Consider the following 16,730-nt stretch of genomic DNA (forward strand, 5'->3'; position numbering starts at 1 on the left):
TGATAGCGTTTTTTTTGCTAAACGTATCAGGCTAATTAATTGTTATAATTAAGGGCTGTAACGCGTTTTTATGATTGGTTTAATATAGAGCAGAGGTAATGAAAAATGTCTAATCAAACAAAATTTATTCTGCTTTCCCTGGTGTTGTTTTCCTCGGCAGGATGCAGTATTAGCCAGGCCGTTAACAAGACGTTATCTCCACCGGCGGATACAAAATGGGTCAATTTTGAAGTGAAAAATCCATCTCAGTATACGAAACCGTTTCCGCTTGAGGTCAGATACATCTCGTATAAATGCATGAAAAAGAGAATCAGTGGATTTGATGGCTCAGTTGTTACAGAACCCAGCTATAACGTTATTGGGGTCCCCATGCAGCAAGGTAGCGGGGATATCTGGAAAGCAAAAGTGGCTATGACTGGTGGCGGTTCATGCAAATGGACTTTAAGTGCAGTAAATGTAGGTATTGAATATATAGATGCGACTCATATTGGAAAGGATCTTATCCCAGGCCCCGCTGTAGGTGCAACAGTTGCATTTGATACTGATGCTTCTAGAAATGGACAGTTTGAAATCATAAGTGGAAATAAATTCAATTACTCCCCTAAATATTACCCCGTATTAGAAAGGTGGAGCGCTCAAAAGAACTCTACAAAATCAGATAAGCTGAACTTGTTTGGGGAGGATAATTCATTTTTTGATGTTCGTATGATTATAAAAGATAATGATGCGTGGGTTAATTACCATCCAACAATCGAAGAAAATAAGAAAGTTGAGATGATATTCCCTTATGAAAAGAAAAAAGGAGTGGCATTCACTTTTGTATACCCCAATGGTGAAAAGGTGTCATCGCGAGAAATAAAACCTGACTTTAAAAAGCTTGATGAAATGAAAATTAATTAATTGTGTGTTTTTATTAGTTGAGAATTAAATATGACAAAAGGCTTAGTTTTACTTGGTGACAAAACTTCTCATGGCGGAAAAGTGATCTCCGCCTCTTCCAATATTACTGTCGACGGGAAAAAAACTGCGTTAGTTGGTGATATGGTGAGTTGTCCGGTTGATGGGCATGGAACAAATCCTATCGTGGAAGGATCACCGCACCGGACATTTAACGGGCGGGCTGTTGTCGTCGATGGCTGCAAATGTCAGTGCGGTTGTACTGTAATTTCAAGTGCTCAGAACAGCACAATAGGATAATCAATGGGCTGGGAAAGGACGAAAGCAACAACTATGGAGTTGCCTCCTGAGCCATCTTTTACGGGATGGCTGTTGGCAGGAGGTGTAGCCGCGGTTGTGGGTATTTTGCTGTTTATCCTGCATGCGTCAGGCATGGTTAAGGCACTTGCTGTATTCAATATCTGGTGGCTGGCATCCAGCCCGGTTCTTGGCTGGTTTTTCATGTTTTGTTTGCGGGGATGGCGGTGGGGCAGAACAGTCAATGAACATCAGTTTTTGCAGAAGGAAGCGGAATACGGACAGCAACAGTGGGAAGCCTGGGCTGGACGCTATCTGGCTGTGCTTGGAAGCAGCATACTGCTACCTTCCGGAGTGACCTCTGAGGCCATTGCTAAATCAGATGCTGCAGATGCGCCGCAATTGCTTTCACTGACCAGCCATTTTGATGCGAAATCGACGACGTCCATCTCCTTGCTCGAACTGGGTCTGGCCGGTGTACAAAACGCGATCGCGATGTTGCCTGCGACAGTGCCGTTCAACGTTACCATTGTGAGCGACATGTTTTCGTCTGACTTCGAGACCCGGTTTCGCAAAACATGGGGAAAAATTTATCCAGGTCGTGCGCTGACAGGTTCGGTTTCATGTTGTGAAGCCCTTTCTTTTGCCTGGATCGAAGAGCGACTTAAAAATCCCGTTTTCGATATTGATTTGATCCTGATATTGCAGAATCAGGGGGCTAAACAGTATTCCGATGCACTCGCAGCGATGGTACTTACCAGCGATGATGTTGCTGAAAAATACCAGCTTTCACACTCCGCCCGCATATTGCGACCGATGCCGCTGGACATGACAAATTTCAGGCCTGATATGGGGTTGTTCCTCGAAACACAAACGATCGCCTGTCAGACGTCAAACGTGTTCTGTGATTACGGGCACTGGAATGACGGGTTTGCTGATCTAATGACTGCGTCTCAATCACATCTGACACCGTGGGTGCCCCAGGAAATTGATGTACTGGAAAAATATAACGGAATTCCAGGGGCCGGGAGTGCGTGGCTTCTGGCCACATTACTGGCCGACATCGTGTCCGTCAGCAACAAACCTGTTTTAGGGTTGTTTACCTCAGATGCTGATCGTTTTGTCAGTACTGTTACCTCAGGGAGTGAAAATAATGATGCCGGGTAGTACATGGAGCAGAGGAGGGCTTGCCGGCATAATAGCCTGCATCTCAGCGATTATTGTGGCCTTGATCCTTCATTTCGGCCCCTCGCATGGCCTTGATACCCGACCGATGCAAGTGCTTGCATTCGTTGCCGTATGGATAGTCCTGCTGATTGTTTTCTATACGCCGTTCATGTTCCGGTTTATGAAGGAAAGATATCATCGCTGGCGGGAACAAAAGAACAATGCTTTGCCTTCTGATGAATCAAGGGTTACCCGGACTCCACCACGCAATGTCACCGTTGATACAATCCGTGACGCCATGCGTAACCTCTACGGTCGTCGCTGGGCCCGTAAAACACGCATCCTGCTGATCACTGGCACCGTCTCTGAGGTAGAACTGCTGACCCCTGGTCTTACAGCCCAGCTCTGGCAGGAAGACCGCGGCACATTGTTGCTGTGGGGCGGTGACCTCAATACCCCAGCAGACAGAGCCTGGCTGACAGCGCTGCGTAAACTGCGCCGTCGCCCGGTAGATGGGCTGGTGTGGGTCACTTCAGCGTTTGACCAGCTCTCAGCACCAGGGCTGGAACAGCCGTTGCCGGTACCGTCTGAAAGCACCATGGATTCCCTGTCTCACGCCATCAGCGCACGTATGGAAACGCTTGGCTGGAAGCTCCCGCTGTATGTCTGGTCCCTGCATCCGCGCGCCGGTAAGCCGGAAGGGCGCATTACGCAGGCGACCGGCTGCCTGTTATCTGCTGGTTGTCGTACCGAAGGGCTGGCAGAACAACTCTCTGTCCTGACGCCAGATTTGACCTCGCAGGGTTTGCAGCAGACCTGCGGCGAGGTGACACATAACTTCTTACTGACGCTTGCCGACCAGCTCATTCGCGAACCGGAGAGCGTGACCGCACCGCTGTCGGTGATGCTCAATCCGTACCGCCCGCTGCCTCTGGCCGGCGTGGTGTTCAGTCAGCCTTCCGGTGGTGCTGAACGTTCTGTGTCGCACCACTGGGGCATGGATAAGCGCTGGGATGTTCTGCCTGACTCCGTCCGGACGCTCCCTGCCGGGCTGCGCCCGCGCAAGCCGGGCGTTCCATGGCGTAACGTATTTGCGTCAGTTGCAGCCCTGGCGATGGTCGCCTGGGCCGCCTGGATGAGCATTGCGTATGTCACCAACCGCAGCCAGATTGACGGTGCGAATGTCCAGGCTGCACTTGCCGCCCGACAGAATCAGCCCCTGGAGCAGCGCCTGCACGCACTGTCTGAACTGCAAAAAAACCTTGCCCGCCTGCAGTACCGTTCAGAGCACGGCGTGCCGTGGTACGGGCAGGCCGGGCTGAGCCAGAACAATGCGCTGCTGGCGGCGCTCTGGCCACGCTACCGGGACAGCGCCTTGCCGCTGCTGCGTGATGCCGCCGCTGTTCACCTGCAGATCCGGCTTAATGCCTTTAATGCGCTACCGCCGGATAGCCCGCTGCGCGAGCAGAGGGCAAAAACGACCTATGACCAGCTGAAGCTTTATCTGATGCTGGCGCGTCCTGAGCATATGGATGCGGCCTGGTTCAGCGCGGCACTGCTTCAGGACTGGCTGAAGCGTGACGGTGTGAAAGACGGTGTCTGGCAGGGCATGGCTCCGTCGCTGCTGTCGTTCTTTGGCTCTCAACTGGTCACGCATCCGGACTGGAAGCTCCGTGCCGATGAGAGCATGGTCAGCCAGGCGCGGTCGCTGCTGGTTCGCCTGATGGGCGTACGCAACAGCGAATCGTCCCTGTATCAGAAGATGCTCTCCCAGGTAGCGCACCTCTATGTTGATATGCGCCTCGAAGACATGACCGGGGATACCGATGCATCCCGTCTGTTCAGCACCACGGAAATCGTGCCGGGTATGTTTACCCGTCAGGCCTGGGAGCAGGCCGTGCAGCCCGCCATTGAGAAAGTGGTGAAGGCGCGCCGGGACGAGCTCGACTGGGTGCTGACTGACAGCAAACGTCCGGTCAGTAAGCAGGATGACATCTCTCCTGAAGCGCTTAAAAATCGCCTGACGGAACGTTATTTTGCCGATTTTGGCGGCGCCTGGCTGGAGTTCCTCAACAGCCTGCGCTGGAACCAGGCGACCACGCTGTCCGACTCCATTGACCAGTTGACCCTGATGGCCGACGTGCGTCAGTCACCTCTGGTGGCGCTGATGAATACCCTGAACGTGCAGGGGCGTACCGGGCAGACCGGCGAGGCTATTTCAGACTCACTGGTGAAATCCGCCAAAAATCTGCTCGGTGGTGACAGTAAGGATGCAATTGATCAGAGTGTCGGTGTTCATGGCCCGCTGGATGCGACCTTTGGTCCGGTGCTGGCGCTGATGGACAAGAGCCGCTCGGGTGCTCAGGAACAAAGTTTGCAGTCGTTCCTGACCCGCGTGACACAAGTGCGTCTGCGTCTTCAGCAGGTGACCAATGCTGCCGACCCGCAGGCAATGACTCAGACCATTGCCCAGACCGTATTCCAGGGCAAAGCCGTGGACCTGACTGAAACACGCGACTACGGCAGCCTGATTGCCGCCGGTCTGGGCCAGGAGTGGAGCGGCTTTGGACGGACAGTGTTTGTGAGTCCGATGGAGCAGGCCTGGCAGCAGGTGCTGATCCCGGCGGCTGAGAGTCTCAATGTCCAGTGGCAACAGGCGGTGGTCAGCGAATGGAACTCTGCATTTGGTAGCCGTTATCCATTTAACAACTCCGGCAGTGATGTCTCGCTTCCGCTGCTGGCTAAATATCTCAACGCGGATTCCGGGCGTATCGCGCAGTTCCTGCAGATCCGCCTCAGGGGCGTGCTGCATAAAGAAGGGAACCGCTGGGTACCGGACAGCATCAACTCACAGGGGCTGGTCTTTAACCCGGCGTTCCTCAGTGCCATCAATACCCTGAACCATATCTCGGATGTGGCTTTCACCGAAGGCTATGCCGGGATGAGCTTCGAACTGCGTCCGGGCACTGCTGATGGCGTGATGCAGACGGACATGGTTATCGACAGGCAGAAGCTGATTTATGTGAACCAGTTGCCGTCATGGAAGCGCTTTGCCTGGCCTGCAGATACCGAAGCACCCGGTGCGAACCTGAGCTGGATAAGTACGCAGGCAGGAACCCGTCAGTACGCCGATTTCCCTGGCGCCTGGGGTTGGATCCGTCTGCTCGATAAAGCTGTGGTCAGGGCTTATCCGGGTGTTGACAGCAGTTACAGTCTGAGCTGGAAAGCACAGGACGGACGCACGCTCAATTACACCCTGCGTACCGAGGCGGGCGAGGGGCCACTGGCGCTGCTGAAACTGCGTAATTTCCGTCTGCCGGAAACCATCTTCAGCACCTCCGGTGCAACATCACCAGACCAGGTTGCCAGTGCAGGCAATGATATAGAGGACGTATACTGATGAGCACGCTCAATGCCTTACTCAGCGCCTGCCAGACAGAGCAGGAACCTCTGCTTGCGGCAACCCGTGAGCGCGTGGCGCAGTGGGACAACTGGCTGCAGCCGCTGTCCGGTTCATCGCCCGCTGGCGAAGAGCCCGGCTATGACGATGACTTCCAGCAGATGCGCGAAGAGGTCAATAAACTCTCCGGCGCCGATACCGAACTCATCTGCCGGCTGGCGGAGAAGCTGCTGACCACCACAGCGAAAGACATTCGCGTCGCGACGTACTACTGCTGGGCGAAGCTGCACCGCGAAGGTGAGCAAGGGCTGGCTGAAGGGCTTGAACTGCTGGCCGGGTTGCTGGAGCGCTTTGGACCACAGTTGCACCCGCAGCGTGACCGCAGCCGTAAGGCGGCGCTGGAATGGCTGGCGGGGTCACGTCTGACGGATTCACTTTCCCTGTACCCGGAAGTGGTCAGGGAAGAGGCCATACGTACCACCGGTGCGCTGCTGTTGATAGCGCAGCTTACCGAAAACGAGCCGGATGAAACCCGTCCGGAACTTAACGCCCTGTACGGTGCGCTGGAAAATCGTCTACAGAAAGCGGGGGGCGTGGATGCGGTGGTACCGCAGAACGCCAGTACCAGCGAACCCCCTTTCTCTGCCGGTCACGGCGATGCCCCGGCTATCGGGCGGATCACTTCCGGTCAGGATTTGCTGGCGCAGGCCCGTACGCTCACCGAATACCTGCGCGAACAGCCGGATGGCTGGCTGTCAGCGCACCATCTGATGAAAAGCCTGCGCCATGACACCTTGCTGGCCATCCCGGCCCCGGATGCGCAGGGGCGTACACGCATTGAGCCGCCAAGGGCGGATCAGCGGGCGTTACTTAAGCGCCTGTACCTTCAGCAGAACTGGGCTGAAATGCTGGAAACCGCCGACAGCACGTTTTCCCGCGGTGCCAATCACCTGTGGCTGGATTTGCAGTGGTATATCCATCAGGCGTTGACCAAAACCGGCCAGGAAACACTGGCCGGTATTGTCGCTGCTGACCTGAAAGGGCTGCTGACACGCCTTTCTGGCCTCGAAACGCTGGCATTCAGCGACGGTACGCCGTTTGCGGATGAAGTGACCCTGAACTGGATCCAGCAGAGCGTGCTGGACACGGCGGGTGGGTGGGGTAATGACACTCCTTCCGCGCAGGTGTCCAGTGGAAACGATGACATTCTGGCGCTTGAACCGGAAGCGGTGACATTGGCTGATAATGAAGGGCCGGAGGCAGCGCTGGGATGGCTACAGACTCGCCCGGGCATAGCCACCGATCGTCAGAAGTGGCTGTTGCGCCTGCTAATGGGGCGTATTGCTGAGCAGTACGGGAAAAATGAGCTGGCGGCCCATCTGTTTGCTGAGTTGAGTGAGCAAGCCAGTGAAATCACCCTCAGTGACTGGGAGCCTGAGCTGCTGTTTGAAGTGCGCGCCCGCCACCTGAAACTCCTCCGACTGAAAGCCAGTCGCAGTGAGGCTGATAAGTTTCGACTGACTCCGTTGATGGACCAGCTACTCGCTGGATTGATTGCGGTCGATCCTGCCCGTGCAGTTGTCCTTTGCGGTTAGTTCCACTGGAAAATGAATAAATGGAAGACTTAACCCTGCGCTATTTTGACGCAGAAATGCGCTACCTGCATGAAGCCGCGAAAGAGTTCGCGCAGACCCATCCCGATCGCGCAGCGATGCTCGACCTTGATAAAGCCGGAACACCCGATCCGTATGTCGAACGCCTGTTTGAAGGCTTTGCCTTCTCGGTGGGGCGGCTGCGTGAAAAGATAGATGACGATCTACCGGAACTGACCGAAGGGCTGGTCAGTATGCTCTGGCCACACTACCTACGTACCATACCGTCACTCTCGGTTGTGGCGTTTACGCCCGCGCTTCAGGCCGTGAAGATGGCGGAAGTGATGCCAGCAGGGCTTGAGGTATACTCTCGCCCGGTAGGGCCTAAAAACACGATCTGCCGCTATCGCACCACCCGCGATGTGATGCTCAATCCTATGAGCATTTCAGGGGTGACCATGACCACTGAGCCTGACGGGCGTTCGCTGCTGCGGATGCGCTTTGCCTGCAGCACCCAGGCGGACTGGTCCCATGCTGACCTCAGTCACCTGAGCCTTTATCTCGGGGCTGACGCGCCCGTCAGCAGTCATCTGCATTTAATGCTGACTAAACGGCAGGCGGCACTCTATATACGCCTGCCCGGGCAGACCGACCGTATTCGCCTTGACGGATATTTCTCGCCGGGAGGATTTGCGGAGGAAGACGGACTCTGGCCGAAAGGGGATACCGCCTTCAGCGGCTACCAGCTGCTGCTGGAGTACTTCACCTTCCGCGACAAGTTTATGTTTGTCCACTTCAACGGTCTTGAAGGGGTAACCCTGCCAGTTGGGGTGGAGTACTTCGACATTGAAGTCGTGTTCAGTTCACCCTGGCCATCAGAGCTGCCGGTCGCTGATGATGCGCTTCGTCTTCATTGTGTCCCGGTGATTAACCTGTTCACCCTGGAAGCTGACCCGCTCACCATTACGGGTCTTGAAAGTGAGTACCTGCTGCGTCCCAAACGGCTGCAGGACGGACATACCGAAATTTATGCGGTGGATTCGGTTACCGGCTCCAGCCGCACCAGTGACGCGGAGTATGTCCCGTTCAGCTCCTTCCGCCATAAAGGCGGGATGATGCGCCGCCAGGCACCACCGCGTTACTACCATACCCGCGTGAAGCGCAGTGTGACCGGGTTGTATGACACCTGGTTAATACTGGGAGGACATCAGTGGGAAAATGATTGTCTGTTTGAACGTGAAGCCGTGTCACTGCAAATCACCGGCACTAACGGTCAGTTACCTCGCCGTGCGCTGCAGAGCACGCTGCTTGACCGCTGTGAACAGGTGGTCAGTACACCGCTTTCGGTACGCAACCTCTGCAAACCGACTCTTCCAGTCTATCCGCCAGCCGAAGACCGTTTCCACTGGCGGGTATTGAGCCATCTGGGCTCCGGATTCCTGAACATGATGAGCACCGCCGAAGTGCTGCGCGGCACCCTGGCGCTGTACAACTGGCAGGAAGATGAAATGAACACCCGCCGTCTGGAGGCGATTCAGCATGTTGAACACCACCGACTGCAACGGTTTGAGCAGGGCTACCTGATGCGGGGGCTGGATATTGAAGTCGCACTCGACAGCAACGGTTTTACTGGTGAAGGGGACATTCATCTGTTTGGCGAGATGCTCAACCGCTTCTTCGCCCTTTATGCAGATATGAACCAGTTTAACCAACTCACCCTCATCATTCAGCCAGAAGGAAAATGTATACGGTGGAAAGAGAATCACAGTCCGCGCCTGCCCGGTTGATAGCGCAACTTGGCGACCGGCTGCCGTACATCAACTTTTACCGCTTTTGCCAGTTGCTGGAGCAGAGTCAGCCGGATAAACCCGTGGTGGGGAGTACCTGGCAAGTGCGTCATGAACCGGTGTGCTTCCGGCCGCATCCGGGTATGGGCTTCCCGGCCTCCGAAGTCAGAGGGGTGGAACGTCCGGAGCATTCAGACCTGCCACCAGTGGTCCGTATCACTTTTATGGGACTATACGGCGTTGAGTCACCACTGCCAACACACTATACCGATGACATCACCCAGCGCCGGGAAGGGTATGAAGCAACAGCCGCCTTTTTAGATATCTTCAACCACCGGCTGATTTCTCAGTACTATCGTATCTGGCGTAAATACTCATACCCGGCGACCTTCGAGGAAAGCGGTAAGGATAAAACCTCGCAATACCTGCTGGGGCTGGTAGGGCTCGGGATTGACGGTTGCACAGACAGTATCGCGGCACCAGCTTCTCGCTTTCTGGCGCTGCTGCCGGTGATGCTGTTGCCTGGACGCACTGCAGAAGGCCTCGCCTCGCTGGTACGCCTGCTGGCACCGAATACGCAGGCTCGAATCTGGCATCACGATAAACGCCGGGTACCGCTGCAAAAACCGCTAACCATGAGTATCCACCAGCCAGTCGCCCTGACAAATCGTCCCGTGATGGGCAACTATGCCATTGATGTGAACAGTCAGGTGCTGATGAGGCTTACCACCACCGACCCTGTGGAAGTACAGGGCTGGTTGCCGGGTGGGGAACTTCATACGGATCTATTGGCGCTGCTGCATGTTTATCTTGGCTCACGCCTTGATGTCCGTCTGCAACTGCTCGTGGACCGACGTCTTTTGCCTGATGCGACGGTAAGTACCAGGCCCAGGGCTGATACCGTGCAACTGGGGCGCACTGCCGTCATGCGTCCGCTGAATCAGGCGAACACCACAACATGCCCCAAAACAATAACCATTAATCTTGGCCGCTATGAGCGGGTACAGGAAAATATTTACCGCAGGGAGACCAATGAAGATGGCGATTACCGCTGGTAACACCGCAATGACGTTGCTGGCATTAACACTCGCAACGGCCTTGAGCGGCTGTGGCCTGACACAAACCGTCAAAGACGGGACGATTTCAGTAACAAAATCCATTTTTTACAAGCAGGTAAAAATCCTGCATCTGGATATTCAGGCTCGCTCAGGGATGAATAACAACGCGAAAGGCGCGTCGCTGGCGACGGTCGTGCGCATCTACCAGCTTAAGGACCGTAAGGCATTCGACAGCACGGATTACCCGTCGCTGTTTGCTGACGACAGCCAGGCCCTCAAAGCCGATCTGCTGGTGGAGAAAGATATTCGCCTGCGTCCGGGCGAATCGGTGGCTCTGGATATGCCAATGGATGAGAAGGCACAGTTTGTGGCGGTGGCAGGGATGTTTATGTCGCCGGATCAGACTAACGATACCTGGCGTATCGTGCTTACCCGTGACGTTCTTGACCCTGACAAGCCGCGCATTATCGAAGCCAGCAATAACCGCCTGACGTTACAGCCACTGAAGGATAATTGAGATGCCTCGTCCTTCCCTGTATGAAACTCTGTTCGGCAATTTCGCTGGCGGACTCGACCTGCACGACGTCAGCGAGGAGAACCAGCTTATCCTGTCTGTACTGGACAACATGCAGCGCATTCTTAACTGCCGCGCTGGTACGCTGACGCATCTTCCGGACTACGGCCTGCCGGAGATGACAAAAATCCTGCAGGGGATGCCTGGCTCCGCGCACCAGCTCATCAACACGTTGTCGAAGGTGCTGCTGAAATATGAACCCCGTCTGAATAAGATCACCGTAGTGATGCTGGAGCAGACGCAGCCAGGCGAGCTGCGCTATGCCATTGACGCGGAACTGAAGGGCATCGGACTTGTACGCTATGGTACCGAGTTTATGCCTGAAGGCAAAGTGCTCATCCGCCATTTGAAACAACAGCAGTACCTTGATTCCCGCTCCACGATTTAGTTTTTTTCTCTGGCTGAAACTCTCATGACGACACTCACAGAATGCTACTTTAAAACCGGTGGCGACCCGCGCACGCTTGCGGATTACGCGGCACTTCGCGAAGAAATGAATAAACTGACCCACCCGGCGCGTCCGGACGTTAACTGGCCGTATGTGGAAAAACGCTGTCTGTCGCTGTTTGAGCAAAACGGCGTGGAGCTGCAGACTGCCGCCTGGTACACGCTTGCCCGCATGCATCTGGCCGGACTGTACGGCCTGAACGAAGGGCTGGCGATACTTGAAGCCCTGGTTAGCCGACAGTGGGGCAACCTTTGGCCGCAGCCAGTCCATGCGCGTATCGAAATTCTCAGTATGCTGAGTAAACGTCTTCAGCAGACGATGCGTACCCTGATGCTGACGTATGCCGACCTCAGCCAGTTATACCAGGCGGAAACGTATCTGATCGCTCTCGAAGAGGTATTGCAGCGCCTGGAGTTAAAACATGCCAGCCAGCTTGATCCCCTGCTTAATCAGGTTCATCAAGCGGCGGTAAGGCTCGAAGACAGTAATCATGCGGGCGTCAGTCAGTCCGGTGAAATGGCTATCCCTGCGGGAGTCAGTCTCACGGAACCCACAGAGAGCAGTCGATGGATTTATGTGGCGGAACCTGAGCTACAACCCGTCGCGCAAACGAAAAAAGCGGCATCTTACGGGAACTGGAAGCCGTTTGCCGCCGGGATGCTGACTATGCTGGTCGTGGCGGGAGCGGGGGGATGGGGATGGACGACATTCTTCCGGCCAGATCCCACTGAGGCGAGGCTTGCCGCAACGCTTTCGCCGTTACCTGTAGCGCTTTCAACTGAGCAGCAGACAGTGCTGCGGCAAAAATCGCTGCCACCCGAGCCGGGAATAAAACAAACGCAGCAGCAGCTGGAACGTCTTGCGCAGCTAAAGCCGGACTGGGCCGTAAGCTATGGCGATAACCTTGTTCAACAGGCACTAACACTGTGGCCCGAACAGGCAAAACCGCTTGAGAGCCAGTGGCGGCGTCAGCTTAATACAGCTGCTTTCCCAGTCGATAACCTCAGTGGCTGGCATCAGGGAATGGAGCAGCTACAGCAACTGGCAAACCGACTCAATTCTCTGGATGAGCAGAAGGGAAAGTACATCACGGTGAGTGAACTGAAATCAGCCGTGTTTACGATGATGCAATCCTTCAACCGCACTGTTCCGGTTGAGGAACGCCTAAGGCAGCTCTCTGAGCAGCAAAAAAATATTACCGGGTTTTCAGCACAGCGAAGCCAGACGGAACAGCACCTGCAACAGCTCATTGCGCGTTTTGCCTTGCTGAAACAATCGAATGACGATATGCCGTCAACATCTACCCAGCACAACGTAAACACAGGGAATTAACGTGTCAGCCAAAGAGCGTTTTTTGAAAAAAGTACAGCCAGGTTTGGCCAGCGCATCCTGTGGTAAAACGTCCGTGGAGGCCGATATCCAGGCGTTTCGCTGGCGGATGGACGATTTGGCGCAGCAGGTCAGCGAGTGGTTTGCCGGCACCTCTATTACGGTGACATTGGGGATAAGGCATATTCACGATCTCAGCACGATCGGCTATAGCCTCGGAAACGGCATATGCCGCTACGATATCACTACGATATGCCTGCAAAACGGTGAGCGCAGCGTGAGTATTATTCCTGAACAACTTTGTCGGGGCAGGGAGATCGGTTGCGTGGTTATACGCGTTGAGACGGCGGATATACAGGTTTTCCAACTGAGCCTTGCACCAGAAAAGGGCTGGTTCATACGAACAGAATATCAAAGTGCACAGGACAATGTGATGATGACCGAGGAGCTTTTTTTTCGGGCTATTGATAAACTTGCGTAAGCAAACGCAAGACATAAAAAAACCAGCCATAAGAGGCTGGTTTTCAATGTGTTTTTGGTCGGCACGAGAGGATTTGAACCTCCGACCCCCGACACCCCATGACGGTGCGCTACCAGGCTGCGCTACGTGCCGACGCATAGAAAGAATACTACTCGATTCCGTTTTGAATGCAAGGGAATCTGTCGCTAACTGGTTTATAATTAATCAGTTAGCGATGAAGCGCTTCTCATCCGTCAGGACCTGCAGCAGCAGGCTCAGCTGCGGTTTCTGGTCTTTCAACCGTTCACCCTGCAGATTATACGTCTGGTAATTCCCGTTGCTGTTCAGCACCAGCGTCAGCTTCGGCGTGGTCACCACCAGCGTGTTACTCCCGGCAGCCGTGACCCAGTTATGGCGGCGCGCGGCGCTGAAGAGATCCTGTCCCTGCGAATACTCATTTGCTGGCGTGCTGACGTGCAGCAGGCGTTGCATCAGGGTGGTCATGACATCTTTATGCTCGGTAAGCATATTGATGCGCTGAGCCGGGGTGCCAGGCCAGTGGATCACCAGCGGAACCTGCAGGTTCGGGCGCGACCAGCTCATACTCTTCGTCTCGTTGCCCAACGGTACGCCATGGCCTGCGGTGACGATCACCACGGTGTTGTCCAGCTTGCCTGACTCGCGTAGCGCGTCGAGTACGCGGCCTATCTGCGCATCGACATCGCCAGCCGCGCGGCCGTAGCGTCGCGCAAAGTCATTCTTATTACTGTTGGCAAGGGTTGTGCCGTTAAAAGCAACCCATGAGAACCAGCGGTTATCTTCCTGGGCGTAGCGCTGCAGCCAGTTTATCCATTGGCTAGCGGTCTGTGCATCGGACTGATTTTGCGCTGGCGGCAGCGAGAAATCTGACAGCAGCGCCTGACGGTAGAGCGGGCTGTTAAAGCCATCTGATGAGAACAACCCTAGCTGGTAACCTTGCTGATTCAATCCGGTAATCAGCGCCGCAGGTGTGCGGGTAGAGAGTACGCCGTCCATGTAGCCGGCTGAAATGCCATAGAAGAGGCCAAAGATGCCCGCATCGGTTGAGTTACCGGAGCTCATATGCTGAGTAAACGTGACGTTTTTACTCGCGAAATCGGCCAGCGCAGGCATCTGCTTCTCGTAACGGGAATAGTTCAGGCCGTCGACGGTGATCAGCAGGACGTTTTGCCCGCGACCCATATCGCGATAGCGTAGGTCGCTCAGGGGATACTGAACGCTGACGGCTTCCGGATTACCCTGTTCGACCAGGCGGCGCTGGTACTCCTGCGCATCAAGCAGGCCGTGTTTCTCGAGGAAGCGACGGGCTGTCATAGGATACGAGAGCGGCAGGTTAGCGCGCTGCATGGTAATAGGGCGATAGAAGTTCGCATCCGCCCAGATATACATGATGTGCGAACTGATAAAGGAGACAAAAAAGAGCGTGGCGACAGGCTTCGCGTAATGGCGTCGCCGGGTCAGGCTGCGAAGTTTTTGCCAGCTCCAGGTGGCAAACAGCATCTCAATCAACAGGATCACCGGGACGCTGATAAACATCAGCTGCCAGTCACGGGCCGTTTCATTTTGGTCGGGGTTAATCACCAGTTCCCAGACGATGGGGTTGAGATGCAGGTGGAAGCGGGTGAACACTTCGCTGTCGATAAGCAGCAGCGTCATCCCCACCGTCGCAAGGATGGCGGACAAGAACCGCATCAGACGCTGCGACATGACGATAAACGTCAAAGGGAACAGGATCAGCAGATAGGTGGCGAAAACCAAAAAGCTAAAGTGACCCACAACGCTCATCCAGGAGTAGATACGCCCGGTTAGCGTTGTTGGCCAGTCTGCGACAAACAGATAACGACAGCCAATGACCGTCGCCAACAGAATGTTGAACAGGGCAAACCAGTGCCCCCAGCTGACCATCTGGGAGACTTTTTCACGGTAGCGCTGACGATTCGTCACCATAAACTGTTGTTCGTATCCCTTAATGGGCCTGGTCGTTGCTGACGGATGACTGTAAAGCCTGGGCGAAAGATTTTGCGATCGCCTGACGCTGAGCCGGAGCAACGCTGGTGTTAATAAGGTTGGTGACCATATTTCCCAAAACCATCAGGGAGAGATCGGTCGGCGTTTTATGTTTTTCCAGTACGTTGACCAGCTCACTGAGCAGTTGTTCAACGTGTTCATCACTGTAGCGGGAATGTTGTGGCATAAATCAAAATCAGTTTGTTGATGAAAGGGCAACATATTACCGTAGCAACAGCTTTTTTTCCCCTTTTTTATCTGTTGTTGCACACATGTCCTGGTGGTGGTTGAATACCGCCCGGTCTAAAAGGAGAGTTTATCATGAGTCTGGAAATCAACCAGATTGCCTTGCACCAGCTTATCAAGCGCGATGAGCAAACCCTTGAAGTGGTGCTGCGCGATTCGTTACTGGAACCCACGGCGACCGTTGTGGAGATGATGGCAGAGCTGCATCGCGTCTACAGCGCCAAAAATAAAGCCTATGGCCTGTTCAGCGAAGAGAGTGAACTGGCAGATAGCCTGCGCCTGCAGCGTCAGGGCGAAGAGGATTTCCTGGCGTTTAGCCGCGCCGCTACCGGGCGTCTGCGCGACGAGCTGGCGAAATATCCCTTCGCCGACGGCGGGATCGTGCTGTTCTGCCATTACCGCTATCTGGCGGTGGAGTATCTGCTGGTGACCGTGCTGAATAACTTAAGCAGCATGCGCGTGAACGAGCAGCTGGATATCAGCTCGACGCACTATCTGGATATCAATCATGCGGATATTGTGGCGCGTATTGATTTGACCGAGTGGGAAACCAACCCGGAGTCGACCCGCTACCTGACTTTCCTGAAGGGACGCGTGGGCCGAAAAGTGGCGGATTTCTTCATGGACTTCCTCGGTGCCAGCGAAGGTCTTAACGCCAAAGCGCAGAACAAAGGTCTGCTGCAGGCGGTTGACGACTTCACGGCTGAAGCTCAGCTCGATAAATCTGAGCGTCAGAACGTACGCCAGCAGGTTTACAGCTACTGCAACGAACAGCTGCAGGCAGGGGAAGAGATTGAGCTGGAGTCGCTGTCAAAAGAGCTGGCGGGCGTGAGCGAAGTCAGCTTCCAGGAATTCACCGCGGATAAAGGCTATGAGCTTGAAGAGAGCTTCCCGGCGGATCGCAGTACGCTGCGTCAGTTAACCAAGTTTGCCGGCAGCGGTGGTGGGTTAACCATCAATTTTGACGCGATGTTGCTGGGTGAACGCATTTTCTGGGATCCGGCCACCGATACGCTAACCATCAAAGGTACGCCGCCGAACCTGCGCGATCAGCTTCAGCGCCGCACCTCGGGCGGGAAATAACAGCCATAAAAAAACCCCGCAGAAGCGGGGTTTTTTTCGACGTGTTTGCGATTACGCGCGAACGAAGTCGATGTGAGACAGTTTTGGCTTGAACGGGTGACGCTGAACAGCCTGAACCTTCACTTTTTCTTCTTTCCCGCCAACAACGAGAGTCAGAACTTCGCTGTAAAAACCTTCTTTGGTCTGCAGGTTCCACAGTTTGTCGTGGTCCAGTTCGATTGCAACTGGAGCAGCTTCGCCACCATAAATGATAGCTGGGAACTTGTTGGCGTTACGCAGGCGGCGGCTCGCACCCTTACCCTGAACGCTACGTACTTCTACTTCGATAGTAAACATTGATTTCTCT

The 16,730-nt window shown here is 54.7% G+C and carries 15 protein-coding genes and 1 tRNA gene; 12 read left to right on the plus strand and 4 right to left on the minus strand.

Annotated features, from left to right (window positions below):
- The first annotated feature begins 105 nt into the window (after positions 1-105).
- From E3U32_RS04665 to E3U32_RS04715, 11 genes are read left to right on the plus strand one after another with little or no spacing between them, the layout of a single operon-like run.
- Complete coding sequence (locus E3U32_RS04665; protein WP_134347820.1) at positions 106-900, plus strand: hypothetical protein; 795 nt, start codon at positions 106-108, stop codon at positions 898-900.
- 30 nt (positions 901-930) lie between these two features.
- A complete protein-coding gene (locus E3U32_RS04670; protein ID WP_134347821.1) occupies positions 931-1,197 on the plus strand; it encodes a PAAR domain-containing protein in 267 nt (88 codons plus the stop codon).
- Between the two features lie 3 nt (positions 1,198-1,200).
- The gene (locus E3U32_RS04675) at positions 1,201-2,361 is read left to right on the plus strand and encodes a hypothetical protein (RefSeq protein ID WP_134347822.1); all 1,161 of its coding nucleotides are present in this window, start codon (positions 1,201-1,203) and stop codon (positions 2,359-2,361) included.
- Positions 2,348-5,761 carry an ImcF-related family protein gene (locus tag E3U32_RS04680; RefSeq protein ID WP_134347823.1) on the plus strand — a complete coding sequence of 1,138 codons (3,414 nt, stop codon included), beginning with the start codon at positions 2,348-2,350 and terminating at the stop codon, positions 5,759-5,761. The genes E3U32_RS04675 and E3U32_RS04680 overlap by 14 nt, the downstream gene beginning before the upstream one ends.
- Positions 5,761-7,356: a type VI secretion system protein TssA gene (tssA, locus tag E3U32_RS04685; protein WP_134347824.1), complete on the plus strand. Its 1,596-nt coding sequence runs from the start codon at positions 5,761-5,763 to the stop codon at positions 7,354-7,356. Before E3U32_RS04680 ends, tssA begins: the two co-directional genes overlap by 1 nt.
- 20 nt (positions 7,357-7,376) lie before the next feature.
- The gene (gene tssF, locus E3U32_RS04690) at positions 7,377-9,140 is read left to right on the plus strand and encodes a type VI secretion system baseplate subunit TssF (protein WP_134347825.1); all 1,764 of its coding nucleotides are present in this window, start codon (positions 7,377-7,379) and stop codon (positions 9,138-9,140) included.
- Positions 9,095-10,198 (plus strand): type VI secretion system baseplate subunit TssG, encoded by a 1,104-nt coding sequence (gene tssG, locus E3U32_RS04695; RefSeq protein ID WP_134347826.1) that lies wholly within the window; start codon positions 9,095-9,097, stop codon positions 10,196-10,198. The genes tssF and tssG overlap by 46 nt, the downstream gene beginning before the upstream one ends.
- Positions 10,179-10,715 (plus strand): type VI secretion system lipoprotein TssJ, encoded by a 537-nt coding sequence (gene tssJ / locus E3U32_RS04700; protein ID WP_208527897.1) that lies wholly within the window; start codon positions 10,179-10,181, stop codon positions 10,713-10,715. Before tssG ends, tssJ begins: the two co-directional genes overlap by 20 nt.
- Position 10,716: 1 nt before the next feature.
- Complete coding sequence (tssE, locus tag E3U32_RS04705) at positions 10,717-11,160, plus strand: type VI secretion system baseplate subunit TssE (RefSeq protein WP_134347828.1); 444 nt, start codon at positions 10,717-10,719, stop codon at positions 11,158-11,160.
- Between the two features lie 24 nt (positions 11,161-11,184).
- Positions 11,185-12,552 (plus strand): VasL domain-containing protein, encoded by a 1,368-nt coding sequence (locus E3U32_RS04710; protein WP_134347829.1) that lies wholly within the window; start codon positions 11,185-11,187, stop codon positions 12,550-12,552.
- 1 nt (position 12,553) lies between these two features.
- Positions 12,554-13,030: a hypothetical protein gene (locus E3U32_RS04715; protein ID WP_134347830.1), complete on the plus strand. Its 477-nt coding sequence runs from the start codon at positions 12,554-12,556 to the stop codon at positions 13,028-13,030.
- 55 nt (positions 13,031-13,085) lie between these two features.
- Here E3U32_RS04715 and E3U32_RS04720 read toward each other — a convergent pair.
- The 3 genes from E3U32_RS04720 to E3U32_RS04730 form a co-directional block, all read right to left on the minus strand.
- Positions 13,086-13,162, minus strand: a tRNA-Pro gene (locus tag E3U32_RS04720).
- 72 nt (positions 13,163-13,234) lie between these two features.
- On the minus strand, positions 13,235-14,995 hold the full coding sequence (gene yejM / locus E3U32_RS04725) for an LPS biosynthesis-modulating metalloenzyme YejM (RefSeq protein ID WP_134347831.1): 1,761 nt from the start codon (positions 14,993-14,995) through the stop codon (positions 13,235-13,237).
- Positions 14,996-15,014: 19 nt separating this feature from the next.
- Positions 15,015-15,242, minus strand: a complete 228-nt coding sequence (locus tag E3U32_RS04730; protein ID WP_014884596.1) for a YejL family protein — start codon at positions 15,240-15,242, stop codon at positions 15,015-15,017.
- Positions 15,243-15,376: 134 nt separating this feature from the next.
- Here E3U32_RS04730 and yejK point away from each other — a divergent pair, with 134 nt between their 5' ends.
- On the plus strand, positions 15,377-16,384 hold the full coding sequence (gene yejK, locus E3U32_RS04735; RefSeq protein WP_047346586.1) for a nucleoid-associated protein YejK: 1,008 nt from the start codon (positions 15,377-15,379) through the stop codon (positions 16,382-16,384).
- A gap of 51 nt (positions 16,385-16,435) precedes the next feature.
- Here the strand turns inward: yejK and rplY are convergent, their stop codons facing one another.
- Positions 16,436-16,720 carry a 50S ribosomal protein L25 gene (rplY, locus tag E3U32_RS04740; RefSeq protein ID WP_134347832.1) on the minus strand — a complete coding sequence of 95 codons (285 nt, stop codon included), beginning with the start codon at positions 16,718-16,720 and terminating at the stop codon, positions 16,436-16,438.
- Between the last annotated feature and the right edge of the window lie 10 nt (positions 16,721-16,730).

The sequence above is a fragment of the Lelliottia nimipressuralis genome (genome assembly GCF_004402045.1).
Lineage (GTDB): Bacteria > Pseudomonadota > Gammaproteobacteria > Enterobacterales > Enterobacteriaceae > Enterobacter > Enterobacter chinensis.